The following is a 15,772-nucleotide window of genomic DNA, read 5'->3' as shown; positions in this document are numbered from 1 at the left end:
GGCACGACGAAAGCACGGGTTGCGGTCCTTGATCGTCCAGCCGCGCCGGAACGGGTGCAATTCTGGTGTGGTGGCTGGTTATATCGAATGCAACCAGCGCGTTTTACATTCCCTTATGGCTTTACCGGCATGATCCCGTCCAGCGAGATCGGAGAGCAGGCCTTGTTCATATCCACCCTGTTGGCGGCGCTCAGCCTGGGCTTTGCTTCAGCCGCGATGGCTTCTCCTGAGGTGATCGGCTGCAAAGGCGACTTGACGAAGATCCTCGAGGCTCTCAAACCTCTTGAACCCAAACCTGCCGGGCCGATGCGTTTGTTGGCCAGTCGCTGCCTGCCCATCCTCCACGGCCGCTACCCGGTTTACCCGTCCCCCGATGGACGCAAGGCCTTTACCTCTCACCCTATCGACGGGCTGTGGGTCGGCAGCGTCGATCGGGCCGGTGCCAACTACACATTCCCGATGCACGTTTTCACCTCCCTCTGGACGCCGATAGTGCCCTTCGAATGGCTGCCCGACTCGTCTGCGGTCCTCGGCGTCGCACAAGACAAAGCCAGTGGAGGCTTCGCGCTCGGAGGCCTGCAACCTTATCTGTTCACCGAGACCGGCGGCCAGACGCCTTTGCCTGTTCTCACCCATCCGAATGGCCCGCTGGACGACATCTTTTGGATCGGCGGCACCGGCCTGGCCTTCGCCACATTCGGCACCCGGGGCTCCTACTTCAGGCCTGAACGTGAAGACCCGCACCCGACGATCGCTCTCGTCGACGCCAGGGCCGGCCGGGTGCTGGACGCCGTTGAAATCGCAACCATCCCAACGCTGCCTGACTATAGGCACTTTGTTGCGGCGTCTTCCCGGGTCGACCGGAGCGGCCGGGTACGTGTGCTGACCGCTTGGCGGCCGGACATCTGGATGCTCTGGGATCAAGGCGAAAAGCCAAGGATTTTGCCGATCCACAACACGATAAAGCATCCCCGCTACACGCTTTCCATGGACTGAAACAAAGTGCTGATCATGGGAAATCTCAAAGGAATCGGAGAGAGTTGCGATTTTCAGATTCCCTGCCCGCCGCCGATTCCGCAATCGGGAGTAATCGCGGAGTTAAGGGAGGTGATCTCGGGCCGATTGATCTGGTCGATCACGGGGACAACCCATCTCGGCTCCTTCAGCCTGATCCCCGCCATCAGCCCGGATGACCGTTATGCTCTTATAACGATCCCCAGCGAAAAGAATTACGTTGGCCTTGTATCGATGACGGATGGTTCTGTTCTTCAGCGCTTTGAAATCTCCGGCTGGGCCAGCCCGACCCTCGGCTTCTCTCCCGACGGCAAAGAAGCCTGGATCACAAGCGGGTCGGGAATGGTGACCTTCACGATCGGGACACAGCAATGAATCGTGGAGCATGCGGCTTTCCACTCGATAGTGTCTGCGAGGCTGCAGCCCCTCGCATCGCTTTTCCTCAGGCCTTCCGAGCCTGACGATGCAATTCCTTTTCTTCTCAGTGGTGAAAGCATGACGTGGAAAGTGAAAATACCTCTGCTCATTCTGGGCTGTTTCTTGGCGGTGTCGGGTGTCCTGTTCCGGTCGTTCTAGCTGTCCGAATGGGGGATGCCCACCTTCATCGTCCTCCTGTGGCTCATCATGAGCCTCGTTTTTGGATGGGGAGGAAACGGCAAGCCCTATTCGCTCCGCTTCGGCTTCATTTGCGGCAGCGGCATCGCGCTGGCTTTTCTGGCGACCGGCTATATCCACCGCTATGCCGGCTTCGCCCTGATGTTTGCTCTTCTCTCACTCGGTATCAAGACGAAGTTCTTTGAACGCCGCTGGAGGTGAACGGCTGCTGTCTGCGCCTGACGCGGCTAATCAAATATTTCATCGGCGCGGGAACAAGATGCCCCGCCGATCGTAAGGATTATGGGCCGTGCGGAGGTGCTAACAACACAGCCATGCACTTCGATACTCTGTGCGGCCCACTCTTATCCCATCAAGACGGCACATCGACTCCGGCAGCCATGACAGCTGCCGCGGCGGCGTGAGGCCGCTCCATCCTGAACTCCCTCACCTCGCCGAATTGCCGGTCTCGTCCTTGACGCCGACCCGGTGGCGGTAGACCATTTCCCAGCCTTTCCAGCCGTTGAACAAAAGAAGCGCAACGGCGAGCAGAGACAGCACCAGCCCGGTCGGGACGATGAAATCCGGGCCCTGTACGAGCCGGCGCCAGAGGCTGACTGCCTCGATCAAAACGACGACCACGTTGCCGATCATGTGGAGCCAGGCATCTCGCAGGGCGCGAATGCGATCATCCCCTAGAAAGTCGGTCAGTCCGGCGAGCGCTGCCAGCGCCGCCATGACGAGGCCGGCCCCGAGCATCCAGTTCGACGCCGCCGGCCAGAATGGATTATCGGATTGGCTGTGGACGATATCGGTGACCAGCGTTCCGACGAAGAAGGCGACCGGAAACGGGATCAACATCGGGTGGATCGGATGGCCGGCAATGCTCAATGTGCTTTTCGGATTCATGGGCTGCCTCCGGCGTTTTCAGTTGTGCGCTTCCTAACAATCGAAGGGCATCGTCGGTTCCCGCCTGCCACGGGTTCGCAGGCGCCGCGTCCTGATGACAGCCCTCCCGAGCCTGGAATCCGTCGCTGCCGTCGGCGAGGCCGGCATGGGAGATCGGCGAGACCTGCCCCTCATCCGGCTGCCGCCACCTTCTCCCCGCGCGCGGGGAGAAGGGGACAAGTCGCGACCTCTCCGTCTCTCGCCAGCCTCTCGCAGGGCACGTCCCCTCTCCCCGTCAGAACGGGGAGAGGGTTAGGGTGAGGGGCCAATCTGAGGACGACGGTGGGGTGAGTTTCGTGGCAGATCTAGCGATAGTGGGGATGGCGACTGCGTCGCGCCTCCCGCCGATGCCCCTCCTCGCCCTCCGTCATTCCAGGCCTTGAGCCTGGAATCCATCGCCACAGTCGGCGAGGCCGGCATGGGTCCGCGGGTCAAGCCCGAGGACGACGAAGCGTGGGGTGAGCTCCGTGACGAATCCAGCGATGGTGCGAGAACAGCAGCAGCGTTGCGCCTTTGCCGATGCCCCTCCCCACACTCCGTCATTCCAGGCCTTGAGCCTGGAATCCATCGCCGCAGTCGGCGAGGCCGGCATGGGTCCTCGGGTCAAGCCCTGGGTCAAGCCCGAGGACGACGGAGGGTGGGGTGAGTTCCGTGGCAAATCCAGCGATGGTGAGGCAATGGCAGCGGCGCTGCGCGTCTTGCCGCCAGCCCTTCCCGGGCCTCCGGCGTCGCGCCTCCTGCCGATGCCCCTCCCCACCCTCCGTCATTCCAGGCCCTGAGCGTGGAATCCACCACCACCGTCGGCGAGGCCGGCATGGATCCGCGGGTCAAGCCCGAGGACGACGGAGGGTGGGTGGGCGCTGGCGATATCGCGGCACTTGCAGAATAACGCTCACCCACCCTTCGACTTCCGCAGCGCGATCAGCCCGCGCCGCAGCCACAGCAATTGCTGCGGCGGCATGTGGCGCAGATGGTCGTAGTCCATCACCGCGACGTTATAGACGGTGCTCCGCACCTGCGGGCCGTCCTCGCAGGCAAGCAGGATCGCCTGCAGCGCCATCATCCGGTTGCTGGCCTTGCGGGCGCGCTCGGCGAGGCTTTCGGTCACCTCGCCTTCATGGCCCTTGACGGCAAAGAGCGATTGCGCCCTCGGGCTCGGGGCCGGGATGCCCGTCGTCTTGTGGTAGCGGGCCATCGCTTCGGCATAGTCGTCACCGGCCTGGCGCTGCTCGTCGGTGATGGCGCCATCGAGGAACATGCGGCCGAGGGTGTAGCCGGCATAGGGGCTCCTGACCGTCTCGTCATCGACCGTCCTGGTGAAGCCGTGGATGCGACGGCGGGCGGCAACCGCCACGCTGACATTGTCCTTCTCGGTCTCGAAGGGCTTGATCTTGCCGCAGGGAAACCGCTCGACATTCGCCTTGCGCGGCCGGCCGGCGCCTTTGTTTACCCGCTGTATCTTCACCTTGGTGGCCTTGCCGCCCATCTGATGTCCTTCCTATCGAATGATGCCGTTTCTGAGTGCTTCGGCGACCAGGGCGGTCTCCTTGAAGACGCCGAGCTTCGCCTTGGCATTGGCGATGTGGGTGGTGACGGTGATCGGCGAGATGGCGAGGATGGCGCCGATCTCGGCGGCGGTCTTGCCTGCCGCCATCCAGCCGATGATTTCGCGCTCGCGCGGGGTGACGGCGCTCATGGCGCCGGCCCGTCGATGGTCGGCACGCGCGGCATCGTCACATGGGCGCCCGACAGCGTCACCCGCGTCACCCGATCGGGATGGCGGATCGGCGCGGCAGCCGCAATGCCGGGCGGCGGCCTTAGCGCATCCTGGCGCGCGGGAAACCGGTCGCGGTTGCGATGCGCCATGTTGATGACGGTGTTCTTCTTCGAGCCGAACAGCTCGGCGATCTCGCGCGCCGAAAAGCCCGCCTCCCAGAATTTCTGCGCCTCAACGATCTTGTCTTCCGTCCAGAACAGCTCTCTCATCCCACCGTCTCCTGTGCGTCTCGTGCGGCCTTGGCGATGACCGGGTTGTCGGGAAACATACTGGCGAGCTGCCGCCTGGCGTTGAGGCTGCCGTTCGCCGCCTGCCTCAGCAGCTGCATCTTGTAAGCCGCGACCTTCGGCTGCGGCGGTTCGGGCCGCCTTTCGATCGGCGGCCGGTTTTCTCTCGTTATCACCGCCTGCTGCTGGCGGGCCGCTTCGGCAAAGCTCGCGGCACTCGGGGCGAAGGCGCGGTTATGGTCCCTGACCTTGCCGGAAAGGAACAGCTTGGCGGCGCGCCAGACCGCCTCGCCCGGAATGCCGTCGATGGCGACGAGATAGGCGCGGATCTGCATGTCGGGATCAGTGCCGGCGGAAGCCGGAAAGCCCGAAAGCATCCCCGCTATGATCGTCACCGGAGAGGAAATCTCTTGCGGCGTCGACCAATGTCCTTCTGCCCGTGTTTGCATTGTCCGATCCCGCTTCCCTCGCCTTCTCATTGAAATACCAGTCGGATTTGATCGCCCGCCAGCCGCGCAGGATCTGCATCTCGGCGGCGTCGACGGGGTTGCCGGTCTTCAGATATTCCTTGACCTGGATCCTCGCCGCATAAGCCGTCAGCGGCTTCTTCAGCGTGCGGCTGCGATGTTCGATGATCGCCGCCGCCAGTTCCTGCCCCAACACCGGGGTCAAGATCTCCATGATGTCTTTGTCCATCGTTTCCTTTTCCATGCGCATCCCTTTCCGCGTCGCCCACTCAGACCCGCAGCCTGCGCCGCGCGCCGGCAAAATTGACCGGGGCGCCCGGCCGGGCGGGGCGGCCGGCAAACCGCCGGACTTTGCCGGCGGCGTAATCCTGTTGGGCGGTGTCGCCCTTCTCGGCGCTGCGCAGCCGGTGGATCTCCGTTTCCACTTCAGGCACCGACATGCCGAGAATGGCTGAGATCTCGATATAGTCGCGGCCGGTGCGGAAGAGCGCGAGGGCGCTTATCTCGATGCCCTGACGGGCTGGGGCGATGTTCATCGCGTGATCCTCTTTCCCCAGGACGCGGCCGGATGCTCCCGGCAAAGCCGGCCCCGGCCGTCCTTGATTTTTCGAGTTCGTTGCTTTCATCAGGAGCCCGCTCTGTTGCGGGAGCAAGGGCTCCGGTCGTCGTCTCTCAGGGCTGCCGCCCCGTGGCCGCGATGCGTCGCGTCCTGGAGATGCCGGCGCCGCCGAGGGAGGAGCGGCGACGCCGGCGACCGATAGCCGTCAGGGAGGAGTGAGGCTGTCGGAACTAATGATCGGCAAGGAACGGGCGAGGTTCACGGCCTGCCGCATCTCCTCCGGGTCGGTCTGCCGACCGCAATCTTCGCAATGGCGCTCGATCACCTCGGCGATCGACAGCGCCCTGCCGCAGTTCGGGCAGCCGGTGTAGCGGGCGCCCCGGTGATCGGCAAAGCCCGAAGGCCTCGGCCTGACGTTGATGCTGTGTGTCTGTGTCATGATGATAAGGGTATATAAAATACCTCGCACGTCAAGCAAATTAGGGCATTACATGTACCTTTTTTTAGGGTATGATTTATATCATGTTGAAAGATCAGGAACAATTTGAGCGCGAAGAACGCGCAAAGCGTCTGGTCATGGCCAGGAAGAACGCCGGCTTTGCCGGACCGAAGGCGATCGTCGATCGGTTCGGCTGGAACGCCAATGTCTACAAGGCGCATGAATCGGGCCGGAACGGCTTCGGCATCGCCGACGCGAAGAAATACGCCAAGGCGTTCAAGGTCAATCTCAACTGGCTGCAGTTCGGCATCGGCGATGCGCTCGATCCGGAGGAGCGGCCGGTCTCCGTTGCCGACGTGCCGAAGATCTCCTGGGTCAGCGCCGGCCAGCTGACCGAGCAGGCGCCGGTCACCGACTTCTCGGAATTCGCGACCGTCGCCGCGCTCGACCTGCCGGACGGCGATTGGATCGCGCTCGAGGTCGAAGGCAATTCGATGAACAAGATCTCGCCGCCGGGCTCGATCATTTTCGTCAATCGCCGCGACAAGCGCCTGGCGCCGAACGCGCTTTACGTCGTCGCCGACGAGACCGGCGCTGCGACCTACAAGCGCTACCGCCCGAACGACAATCCGCCCTTCCAGCCCGCCTCCTACGAGGAGGTGCCGCCGCCACAATTCCAGGGCGCCGTCACCATCGTCGGCCGCGTCCGCCGCTCGGTGATCGAGATGTGAGAGCCTCGACTTCTCTCGAAACATCAATAGATTCCTGGATGTAGCTTTCAGCTTTCCAGCAGAACGCCAAGCCCTTCCGAAAAAGATTCAAGATGATCCGCCCTTCCTCAGGCGCCGGCAGAATTTGGTTCTACATCGTCACGCTCGCCGTGCTGCTCATCGCTTTCGGCGCCGCGCGGGGCATGCTGCATTGAGCTGAGCTTCGCCTCGAAAAGCGAAGGGCATTGGACGCCTTGCCGGCGCTCCAATTACCGCGCGCAAAGTTCTGCGGCACGCTCGCGACACCGTCGCGCCTGGAACCAAGCCTTCGAGCGCCGGCATCGAAACCGAAAGACCGCGAACCGCCACAGAGCGGATCATCGCCGCCGCCGCGCGCGCCTGGTATCCTGATCTCTCTTGCTCCTTTTTTCTTCCATCTCTTTCCCGTTCCTGAAGGCTGGTGAGGGAGGGTTCCGGCCAAAGCTTCCCCCTACCCCATGAGCAGAGCCCATGAAGCCGGGAGAGCATTGGCCATGTCCTGAAGGCCGGAGCCGGGATGGGACACGTGCCAGAGGGGCCATTCGCTTCGCCCTCGTCCTGATTTTCTGACAGCGCACTTAAGGACTTTCGCTTCCCGCGCCGCTGGGCTTCGTCAGCTCGGGAGTTGCACCCGGTCGCCCAATCACTGCGCCCACCCATACGCCTACGAATCGTACCTCGTCAATCCGTGAGGTATTTTTTATACCCAATGCGATTGACGCATTGAGGTATTAAATATACCTTTCTTCACGCCGCTGATCAGACAGCGCAGAGAGGGCAAAGCGATGCAGCATTTCCGCAAGATCGAGACCGAGCAGAGCCTAAGGGACGCCCGCTGGAATGCCGCCCGCCGGCTCGATGACTGCACCGCCTATATGGCCAATGAAGCCCAGCGCATGGGCGCGCTCGGCTTTGCCTATCTCCGCCGCCCCGAACATTCGGTCCGCGGCCCGTCCTGGCTGCGCGGCGCCACATCAAGTGTGGCGGCGCATTACCGCTATGCCCGCGAGATCATGGGCATCACCGACCGCGATCAGCTTTACGCCTGAGGGAGATGGCCATGTCTGCCGATTGCATCATCCGGGCCTTTTCCGGCTGCCCCTGCCCACCCGGCCACTGCGCCGAAAGCCCCCTCACCCCGCCGCCGGTCACCTTCGTCTCCTGGCGGATGCAGGCCCTCACCTGCCTCGCCTTCGGCTTCCTCGCCGCAATCGCCTCGGCCGCCTGGATGGGTATTTCCCTTGATTCCAGCCATAGCAAGCCTATTATGACCATAAATGGTCACATCAATCGGGAGAGCGTCATGCCGACAATCAGCGTGGCAGAGGCAAAGGCCGGTTTCGCCAGCCTGGTGGACGAAGCCGCAAACGGCGAATTCGTGACGATCACCCGCCACGGCAAGCCTGCTGCCGTGCTGGTGTCGGTCGAAGCCGCCGAGGCTGCCAAGAAGGCTTTGAACAAGCCGCGGCCGAATTTCGGGGATTTCCTGCTGAGCTTCCCGGGCGGCGGCGAGCTGAAGCGAAGCCCCTCAAAAATGAGGGGCGTCGATCTGTGACGACTTACCTGCTCGACACGAATATCATTTCGAAGTTCGCGCCGGGCAAGGCGCCGCCGTCCGATCCGGTGCGAGCGTGGTTTCACGAGCAGGGACAAGCCGAGGCTCTCTTCCTGTCGGCTCTTTCCGTGGCGGAGATCGAGAAGGGAATGCGCAGCCTTCACCGTCGCGGCGGGATCGAGCAGGCAAAACGGCTTTCGCAATGGCTTGACGTCGTCACCGACACATTCGCAGACCGGATATTGCCGATGGATACCGTCGTCGCCAGGATCGCCGGCGCTCTGGAAGATGAGGCGGAAAGCAAAGGCTGTCATCCCGGCCTCGGCGATCTCATCATTGCCGCGACAGCGCGGGCCTATGACCTCACCGTCGTCACCGAAAATCTGCGGCATTTCCAGCCGCTTGATGTGGCCGTTGATCTTCCGGCCGCTTTCCGGCCGGCGTGATCGGCCAAACCGTTCATGAACTGAACTTGATGTCGCTCGCCTTCGCCGCCGTTATCAAGGCGCGGCGCACCTGCTCGGGCCCGGCGGCATCATTGAAGACGTCAAGCACGAGCAGCTCGGCAGCCTTGGCCGCCGGCGTCTGCTCGGGCCAGTCGCTCAGCAGCATATTGCCGGCCTGGACGACGTTATAAACGGTCCTGGTCTTGCCATTGATGGTGATCTTCACCGGTTTGAAGCTTCGCCGCCTGCCCATGATGCAGCCCCCTGACGCGGAAACACGCGAGTCAACGAATCACATCGGGACTCGTTCCGGCACCAGATTATTTTCAGCCGTGTCAAGTTATAACTTTTCTGCGGGAACGTATAGCTGCCGAGACAGATTGGGCTGGGCGCGGGCGCGGCGATTTCCAGCGAATCTTAGCGACAACGAAAAACCCCGCCGGAGCGGGGTTTCTAGCTGGTCGGAGTGGAGTGATTCGAACACTCGACCCCCACGTCCCGAACGTGGTGCGCTACCAGACTGCGCTACACTCCGTGACCAGCGGCGCTTCTATAGAACAGCCTATCTGGTTGCACAAGCGCCAATTTTCAAAAATCCGAGGGAATTTTTGACGGGTTGATGACAGGGGCTGGAATGGGCCGTTGCTGCAAAAAGACACACCCCGCGCAAATTAAACGGAAGTGCAAAAGGGGCAATTTTCTTTTGCCGGGTTCCGCGCTAAAGGGCTCGGCGGGACAGGCGAAACCGCCGCGACGGCGGCTTCGCAGCCAATGCGCCAGAGATCAGGGACGACACGATGAAACTCCGCACCATCACCGCGGCCGGGCTTGCAATTGCGCTTGCCGGATGCACGACCATTCCTTCCGCCGGCAATCCGATCGAGGCCCGCTGGGTCGGCAAATCGGCCGGCATCTTCTTTGCCGCCTACGGGCCGCCGATCAGCGATCGCGAGGAAGGTGCGAGCACCATCTATACCTGGCGCGGCGGCTACAAGACCGTACGCATTCCGGCCAAATATGCCGAGGGCGCCGATGGCAAGCGCGGCAAGCAGATCGCCGCTGCCCGCACCGCCTATCTGCGCTGCCAGGCCGAAATCACCACCAACTCCGATTACACGATCCGCGATATCCGCACCGTCGCCGACATTCCCGGCGTCAACGGCCCGTCCTATTGCGCCGAGTTCCTGGCGCCCGAACAGAAGTAACGGGCAACCGGAAGAGACGAAAACAGGCGGCCGATGTGCCGCCTGTTTTGTTTTGGGCTCCACAAGTTCAGCCTCAAAGCGTTCGTATGAAGGGCCGTTGCGGATCGGTGCAGGTGATGAGATCGGGCACGGAGCGCAGAACGAATGATGATGTGAGGTTGTGCCGTGCGGCCCCCTCATCCGACCCTTCGGGCCACCGCCCGGGATTGAGCCACGGGTCTCAACCCGTCCTTCGGACCCCCGCTGGGGAGAAGAGGGAGCGCGCGGCTTCGCCATCGATCCCATTGGATGGCGTGCCTTTGAGCAGGACGGTTGCGTTTGGGTGGCGTCGGTGCGCCTTGCCTTCCCTTCTCCCCGGCGGGGAGAAGGTGGCCCGAAGGGTCGGATGAGGGGGCCTCAGGCTCCTGCGTCAACGACAACAGGTCGCCGCCGGCCGCTAAAACTTACCCCTCTGCCGGCCCATAGAGGCCGAGCTGATCGAGAAGCGCCCGCTGCCGGTCGGCGTTTTCGACCAGCAGGCCGGTGTAGCGCTCGACGATCCGCTGCTGGTGTCCTCGGTCGGAGACGGCCGACAGCGCGCCTGTGATGGCGGCGATCTTTTCCGAGACCTGGCGCAGTTCTTCCAGCAGCTCCGCCTTGCCACTGGCCTCGGCGACGACCTGCTTCGTCACCTTGCCGATGCCGGCCGGCGTGCGGCTGCCGCCGGAGACGTAGCCTTCCGGCAGGTCGCCCTTGAGGTTGACGACGGATTTGAAGCGGATGACGTCGAAGATCTGGTCGACCGCCTGCTTGGCGCCGGTCACCCGCGAGGGATGGTCGGTGTCGGCGGCGGCATGTGGCAAGAGTTCCAGCTTGCCCTTGTGGCGCGCTTCGAGCGGCAGGTAGGGCAGCATCGGGCCGCTCAGCGTACCGGTCGCGGCGTCGCTGAAGAGATCGGCGTCGATTGCCGCATGAGCGATCTTGCCCGAGGCAAGGGCTGCATCCAGCGCGCCGGCATCGACGACCTCGCCGCGGTCGTAATTGACCAGCACGGCGCCGTCCTTCATGGCGCCGAGCACCTCGGCATCGACGGTGCCGGCATTGGAATAGGTGCCGGTCGCGGCATCCAGGCGGCCGAGGCCGATATGGACGGAGAGCACGTCGGCGCCGCTTGCCGCTTCCACAGGGTTTGCGGCATAGTCGAAGCCCTCGGCCTCGATCCAGCGCTTGTGATGCTCGCGGGCATAGATCGCCACCTTCATGCCGAAGGCCTTGGCGAGCTTGGCGACTTCACGGCCGATATTGCCGTAGCCGAGAACGGCGAGCTTGCGGCCCTCGAGTTTTGCCGTCGGGAAATCCTTGAGCTGGCGGCCGGTATCGAAATCGCCGCCGGCGACCATCCGGTGCAGCCGGTCGACCGGCAGGTCGGGCATGACCTTGAGGATCGCCTTCACGGCCATCTGGGCGGTCGCGCGGCTGTTGATGCCGGGCGTGTTCATCAGGGGCGCATTGCCGCCCTCGCCGTTGCCGCCGCCCCAGGAGGCCGAGCCCATATTGCCGGTGCCGGCGCCGATGCGCACGCCGCCGAGCGGGAAGACGGAGGACTTCGGGATGAAGGTCGCCGCCGCGATCAGCGCGTCATACTGGCCCTTGTCGGTCTGCGGCAGGATCTCCGCCTCGGTGCTGAGGTTCGGCTGGTAGAAGAAATGGATGCGGCCCTTTTCGAGGCTTTCGCGATCACCGAGCGGGCCGAGATGGAAGACGCCGCCCTTCTCCTCGATATAGGCCTTGACCTCGCTATAGTCGGGTTCGCCGTCGGCACCGAAGCGCAGGCCGACGAGATCGGCGATCATCACCGTATAGGCGCGGTTCGGATCGTCCTTGCGCACGGCGCCATCGGCCTTGGCGGGCGCCTCGAAGGTGACGCCGTATTTGGCGAGCTCCTCCTCGAGCACGACGATCTTGGCTCTGAGATAGGCATATTGCAGGTTTTCCAGCAGAGCCACGACATCTTCGGGCTCGCGGATGCCGCCGACCCAGGCGCGGTAATCGCCGGGGGTGCCGGGGAAGGCATTGACGTAGCGGGCCGCATCGAGGCCGGGCTCGTATTCGCCGTTCGGATGGGTGATGCCCTCATAACCGAGCAGTTGCTTGGAGCGGGCGATGATGCGGGCGTGGATGCCGGCATCGGTGATATCAGCGTCCTCGACCTTCAAAAGCGTCACGGCCGCACCGCGGCGCTCGGCATCGGTGACGGTCAGCGACAGCAGCGGGTGCGACTTGACCCATTCGTCGATCACGGCGCGGTTGGCGGCAGAGCGGCGGTTGAGTTCGACGATGGTGCCGACCCGGGCTTCGGACTGCAGCAGCCCGAAGGTGGTTTCGGCAAAGGCGAGCGCGCTGTAGGTGTTGATGACGCCGCCGAGCATGCGGTCTTCACCGGCATCGTAGAACGGCCCGGCATCGACCGAACGCTTGGCCGAAAACGGCTGCCGGGGATCGATCGGCGGCGCGATCTTCAGCTGCCGCGGGATCGCCCAGGCCGGATCCTGCTGATTCTTCTCGATCAGCGCCAGCGCATGCGGCGTGAAGGAGGCGACGAAATAGCCGGAGATGCCGCCGATCGCCTTCTGGAACGGCATGAACAGGCAGCATTTCGCCATCACGGCGCTGACGAGCTCGGGCTCCCAGGGCATGGCGCCGAGCATCGAAGTGGCGTCGAACACCGCATGGCGGTTGGCCGGGTCGCCGTCGAGCCAGCTCAGCAGCTCGCGGATCTCGGCGCTGGTATAGGCATTGGCGCCTGTCGTCTCGTGGCCGACGCCGACGAAGATCGACACGCCGAGGCCGGACAGCTCGGCCGCCGACGGGATCACGCCTTCGGAGGCGGCGAAATGGATGCGGCTCTCGCAGCCCTTTTCGGCGAAACGCTGCATCTCGATCAGCTGCGTCGCCCAGGACTGGCGGAAGAAGCCGGCGGCCTTGGACGGATCGCTCTCCGGCCGCGGCGTATCGACATAGACGCGCTGGCCGGCATCATTGGCATTCATCAGGTGCTGGATGCAGACGGTGAAGCCGCTATGGCCGCCGCCGAGCCCGACCGCCATGCGGTTGGTCTTGGGGAAACCGAAATAGCGATGGATCGCCCGCATCATGTCGGTCAGGATCTTGTCGGCCGGATAGCCGCGATGCATGCTGCGGGAAATCTCGGCCGTGGTGAAGCCGCCGATATCGTTGCCCTTGTCGTCGAACTTGCGATAGGTCTTCTCGATCCAGGCGTCAAAGGCGATGCGCCTGAGGCGGCTATCCACCTCGTCGGTCGTCGCATCGGTGATCGGCCCGACGCCGAAAAACGGGTTTGACGGCAGCTTCGGCGCGCCCGACGCGGTCTGTCGAAGGGCGTTCAATCGCTGTTCCTGCATCTGGGCGATATCTGTCATGGCCTGCCTGTCTCTGTCCGGAGCTGAAGTTCCCTTCATGGTGAAGCGACTGTTCCGGCGAGACAACCTCATATGCGCCGAACGACAGGCGAAACGCGTCATCCGGCATGTTGGGTTGATGATATCCCGCCAAGCCCCCCATCCGCCCATCCCCGGGGGCCAATGCCGCCGGTCTTTCGATCCTCAAGCGACAAGCACAACGACCAGCCCTCATCCTGAGGCGGCAGGCACAACGATCAGCCCTCATCCTGAGGTGCCCCGCAAGGGGCCTCGAAGGACGAGGGCGGGTGGCTGCGGTGGCCAGCCCGTCCTTCGAGGCTTCGCCCTCTGGGCTACGCACCTCAGGATGAGGCTGGAGAGAGGGCGCGCCGTGCCGCGCGCCCCTCATCCGGCTGCCGCCACCTTCTCCCCGCACGCGGGGCGAAGGGGACAAGCCGCTACCTCTCGGTCTCTCACCAACGTCGCGCAGGGCACGTCCCCTCGCCCCGTTTTTACGGGGAGAGGGTTAGGGTGAGGGGCAAGCTTCGGATGGTCCCATTGCCCTCTCCACATAAAAACAGGCTTGCCGCACGCAACCATCCGGCGTATGTCTTGCCCGTCGCGAAAAGCGACTGCCTCCCTTGATCCGCTCAGTGGCGGAGTAAACAGGTGGACGAATGGGTCGTCCAGGCGGTCGAGCACAAGCCCGCCATGCGCCTCGGCCATGGTGCGGCCAGCACCTCCCTGAAACCAGTGCCTGACCCGATCAGGCCTCATCGTGAGCCATCGGCGCACTCTGTCGGCGCTTGTGCGCTCGCGTCGACCCGGAACGCACCCATGACCAGATCTCCCTTATCGTCATCTTCACCGCCATTGTTCTCGATGCCGTCGGCATCGGGCTGATTTTTCCGATCCTGCCGTCGCTGCTGCAGGACATCACCCATGCGGCAAGCGTCGCGCCCATTATCGGCACGATGACGGCGCTCTACGCGCTGATGCAGTTCATCTTCGCCCCCGTGCTCGGAGCGCTGAGCGATCGGCTCGGCCGCCGGCCGGTGCTGCTGATTTCGCTGGCGGGCGCCGCCGTCAACTACCTCTTCCTCGCCTTTGCCCCCAATCTGACCCTGCTGTTCATCGGCCGGGCGATTGCCGGGCTGACCAGCGCCAATATCTCGGTCGCCACCGCCTATATCACCGACATTTCGCCGGTGGAGAAACGCGCCCGCCGCTTCGGGCTGTTCAACGCCATGTTCGGCCTCGGCTTCATCATCGGCCCGGTTCTCGGTGGCGTGCTCGGCGATCATTGGCTGCGGCTGCCCTTCATCGCAGCCGCCGCCCTCAACGGCGCCAACCTGCTGCTTGCCGTCTTCATCCTGCCGGAATCACGCCCGGGCCGCCGCGAGACGATCGACCTGGCGGCGTTCAATCCGCTGAAGTCGCTGCGCTCGGTGCTGGAGGTCAAGAGCCTGCTGCCCATCGTCATCCTGTTCTTCATCTTCAGCGCCACCGGCGAGGCTTACGGCACCTGTTGGGCGCTCTGGGGCGCCGACGCCTTCCAATGGAACGGACTGTCGATCGGCCTTTCGCTCGGCGCCTTCGGCATCTGCCAGACGTTTGCCCAGGCCTTGCTGCCGGGGCCGGCCGTGAAACTGCTCGGCGAACGCGCCGCGATCCTTGTGGGTGTTGCCGGCGTCTCACTCGCGCTCACCGTCATGGCCTTTGCCGGCCAGGGCTGGATGATCTTCGCGATCATGCCGGTCTTCACCCTCGGCGGCATCGGCGTGCCGGCGCTGCAGTCGCTCGCAACCCGGCAGGTCGACGAGAACAGCCAGGGCCAGTTCCAGGGCGTGCTGGCGTCGGCCGTCAGCCTCGCCTCGATCGCAGCACCACTCGGCTTTTCCAGCCTCTATTTCCTCCTCCGGGCGGAATGGCCGGGCGCCATCTGGCTGTCGGTCGTCGCCGTCTACGCGCTCACCGTGCCGCTGGTGCTCGGGTTGCGGCTGAAGACGGCGGAGCGGGCGGCGGTGAGTTAGCCGGTCGTGGTGCGCTTCTAGCTTGCGTGGCGGCGGGGGCACCCCCAGTGTACTGCCGGACCCGCAAGGGAGGAGATTGGCTGGAGGCGGCCCCCAATCTCCCTCATTCCTGTGCTCGTCACAGGAATCCAGCGCGCCCAAGTCCTTGGGCGCGGGAGACGCTCTTCAGGTCATATGAGTCATTCACCGCGCGGACGCGCGGTGGCTGGATTCCTGTGACGAGCACAGGAATGAGGGAGGCGCTTTAACCCGCGCTGCGGCAAGGGGCACCCCCCTCTGTCTTGCCGGACATCTCCCCACAAGGGGGGAGATCGGCTGGGGTGAGCGCCCTCATTCCTTTTTGCCGATATTCCGATGCCTA

Annotated in this window: 19 protein-coding genes and 1 tRNA gene; 9 read left to right on the top strand and 11 right to left on the bottom strand. The window is 63.8% G+C overall.

Annotated features, from left to right (window positions below; all coding sequences use genetic code 11):
• Positions 1-87: 87 nt before the first annotated feature.
• The 3 genes from AMC88_RS05615 to AMC88_RS31880 all read left to right on the top strand — a co-directional run bounded on the left by AMC88_RS05615 (position 88) and on the right by AMC88_RS31880 (position 1,830).
• The gene (locus AMC88_RS05615; RefSeq protein ID WP_225884192.1) at positions 88-996 is read left to right on the top strand and encodes a hypothetical protein; all 909 of its coding nucleotides are present in this window, start codon (positions 88-90) and stop codon (positions 994-996) included.
• A gap of 15 nt (positions 997-1,011) precedes the next feature.
• On the top strand, positions 1,012-1,389 hold the full coding sequence (locus tag AMC88_RS33975; RefSeq protein WP_225884191.1) for a YncE family protein: 378 nt from the start codon (positions 1,012-1,014) through the stop codon (positions 1,387-1,389).
• Positions 1,390-1,605: 216 nt separating this feature from the next.
• Positions 1,606-1,830 (top strand): hypothetical protein, encoded by a 225-nt coding sequence (locus AMC88_RS31880; RefSeq protein WP_225884190.1) that lies wholly within the window; start codon positions 1,606-1,608, stop codon positions 1,828-1,830.
• A gap of 225 nt (positions 1,831-2,055) precedes the next feature.
• On the opposite strand, the gene AMC88_RS05605 is transcribed toward AMC88_RS31880, so the two are convergent.
• The 8 genes from AMC88_RS05605 to AMC88_RS31870 form a co-directional block, all read right to left on the bottom strand.
• Positions 2,056-2,517 (bottom strand): DUF2231 domain-containing protein, encoded by a 462-nt coding sequence (locus tag AMC88_RS05605; RefSeq protein ID WP_010025656.1) that lies wholly within the window; start codon positions 2,515-2,517, stop codon positions 2,056-2,058.
• A 931-nt stretch (positions 2,518-3,448) separates the two neighbouring features.
• Positions 3,449-4,042: a hypothetical protein gene (locus AMC88_RS05595; RefSeq protein ID WP_037143885.1), complete on the bottom strand. Its 594-nt coding sequence runs from the start codon at positions 4,040-4,042 to the stop codon at positions 3,449-3,451.
• A gap of 12 nt (positions 4,043-4,054) precedes the next feature.
• Positions 4,055-4,252 (bottom strand): response regulator transcription factor, encoded by a 198-nt coding sequence (locus AMC88_RS05590; protein ID WP_016734507.1) that lies wholly within the window; start codon positions 4,250-4,252, stop codon positions 4,055-4,057.
• On the bottom strand, positions 4,249-4,542 hold the full coding sequence (locus tag AMC88_RS05585; RefSeq protein WP_064824941.1) for a GcrA cell cycle regulator: 294 nt from the start codon (positions 4,540-4,542) through the stop codon (positions 4,249-4,251). The genes AMC88_RS05590 and AMC88_RS05585 overlap by 4 nt, the downstream gene beginning before the upstream one ends.
• A complete protein-coding gene (locus AMC88_RS05580) occupies positions 4,539-4,937 on the bottom strand; it encodes a hypothetical protein (protein WP_064824940.1) in 399 nt (132 codons plus the stop codon). The genes AMC88_RS05585 and AMC88_RS05580 overlap by 4 nt, the downstream gene beginning before the upstream one ends.
• Positions 4,903-5,271: a hypothetical protein gene (locus AMC88_RS05575; protein ID WP_064824939.1), complete on the bottom strand. Its 369-nt coding sequence runs from the start codon at positions 5,269-5,271 to the stop codon at positions 4,903-4,905. Before AMC88_RS05575 ends, AMC88_RS05580 begins: the two co-directional genes overlap by 35 nt.
• Before the next feature lie 25 nt (positions 5,272-5,296).
• Positions 5,297-5,563 carry a hypothetical protein gene (locus AMC88_RS05570; protein WP_064824938.1) on the bottom strand — a complete coding sequence of 89 codons (267 nt, stop codon included), beginning with the start codon at positions 5,561-5,563 and terminating at the stop codon, positions 5,297-5,299.
• A 228-nt stretch (positions 5,564-5,791) separates the two neighbouring features.
• A complete protein-coding gene (locus AMC88_RS31870; RefSeq protein WP_081277717.1) occupies positions 5,792-6,025 on the bottom strand; it encodes a hypothetical protein in 234 nt (77 codons plus the stop codon).
• Between the two features lie 83 nt (positions 6,026-6,108).
• On the opposite strand from AMC88_RS31870, the gene AMC88_RS05565 reads away from it, so the two are divergent.
• The 4 genes from AMC88_RS05565 (at position 6,109) to AMC88_RS05550 (ending at position 8,775) form a co-directional block, all read left to right on the top strand.
• Positions 6,109-6,756 carry a S24 family peptidase gene (locus AMC88_RS05565; RefSeq protein WP_004673751.1) on the top strand — a complete coding sequence of 216 codons (648 nt, stop codon included), beginning with the start codon at positions 6,109-6,111 and terminating at the stop codon, positions 6,754-6,756.
• Positions 6,757-7,559: 803 nt separating this feature from the next.
• Positions 7,560-7,823 (top strand): hypothetical protein, encoded by a 264-nt coding sequence (locus AMC88_RS05560; protein WP_064824937.1) that lies wholly within the window; start codon positions 7,560-7,562, stop codon positions 7,821-7,823.
• Positions 7,824-8,077: 254 nt separating this feature from the next.
• Positions 8,078-8,329, top strand: a complete 252-nt coding sequence (locus AMC88_RS05555) for a type II toxin-antitoxin system Phd/YefM family antitoxin (RefSeq protein WP_064825813.1) — start codon at positions 8,078-8,080, stop codon at positions 8,327-8,329.
• Complete coding sequence (locus AMC88_RS05550) at positions 8,326-8,775, top strand: type II toxin-antitoxin system VapC family toxin (RefSeq protein WP_064824936.1); 450 nt, start codon at positions 8,326-8,328, stop codon at positions 8,773-8,775. Before AMC88_RS05555 ends, AMC88_RS05550 begins: the two co-directional genes overlap by 4 nt.
• Before the next feature lie 13 nt (positions 8,776-8,788).
• Here the strand turns inward: AMC88_RS05550 and AMC88_RS05545 are convergent, their stop codons facing one another.
• Positions 8,789-9,028 carry a DUF982 domain-containing protein gene (locus AMC88_RS05545; protein ID WP_064824935.1) on the bottom strand — a complete coding sequence of 80 codons (240 nt, stop codon included), beginning with the start codon at positions 9,026-9,028 and terminating at the stop codon, positions 8,789-8,791.
• A 205-nt stretch (positions 9,029-9,233) separates the two neighbouring features.
• Positions 9,234-9,310: transfer RNA gene (locus AMC88_RS05540), tRNA-Pro, on the bottom strand.
• Between the two features lie 262 nt (positions 9,311-9,572).
• On the opposite strand from AMC88_RS05540, the gene AMC88_RS05535 reads away from it, so the two are divergent.
• Positions 9,573-9,980 (top strand): hypothetical protein, encoded by a 408-nt coding sequence (locus AMC88_RS05535; RefSeq protein WP_010055906.1) that lies wholly within the window; start codon positions 9,573-9,575, stop codon positions 9,978-9,980.
• A 443-nt stretch (positions 9,981-10,423) separates the two neighbouring features.
• Here AMC88_RS05535 and AMC88_RS05530 read toward each other — a convergent pair whose 3' ends face one another.
• Positions 10,424-13,399, bottom strand: coding sequence for an NAD(P)-dependent oxidoreductase (locus AMC88_RS05530; RefSeq protein ID WP_064824934.1), 2,976 nt, complete (start codon positions 13,397-13,399; stop codon positions 10,424-10,426).
• A 785-nt stretch (positions 13,400-14,184) separates the two neighbouring features.
• Here AMC88_RS05530 and AMC88_RS05525 point away from each other — a divergent pair.
• Positions 14,185-15,411, top strand: a complete 1,227-nt coding sequence (locus AMC88_RS05525; protein WP_210256243.1) for a TCR/Tet family MFS transporter — start codon at positions 14,185-14,187, stop codon at positions 15,409-15,411.
• Positions 15,412-15,772 lie beyond the last annotated feature (361 nt).

Origin of the sequence: Rhizobium phaseoli, assembly GCF_001664385.1 — a bacterium.
Classification (GTDB): Bacteria; Pseudomonadota; Alphaproteobacteria; order Rhizobiales; family Rhizobiaceae; genus Rhizobium; species Rhizobium phaseoli.
This window is presented reverse-complemented; position numbering and strand designations above follow the sequence as displayed.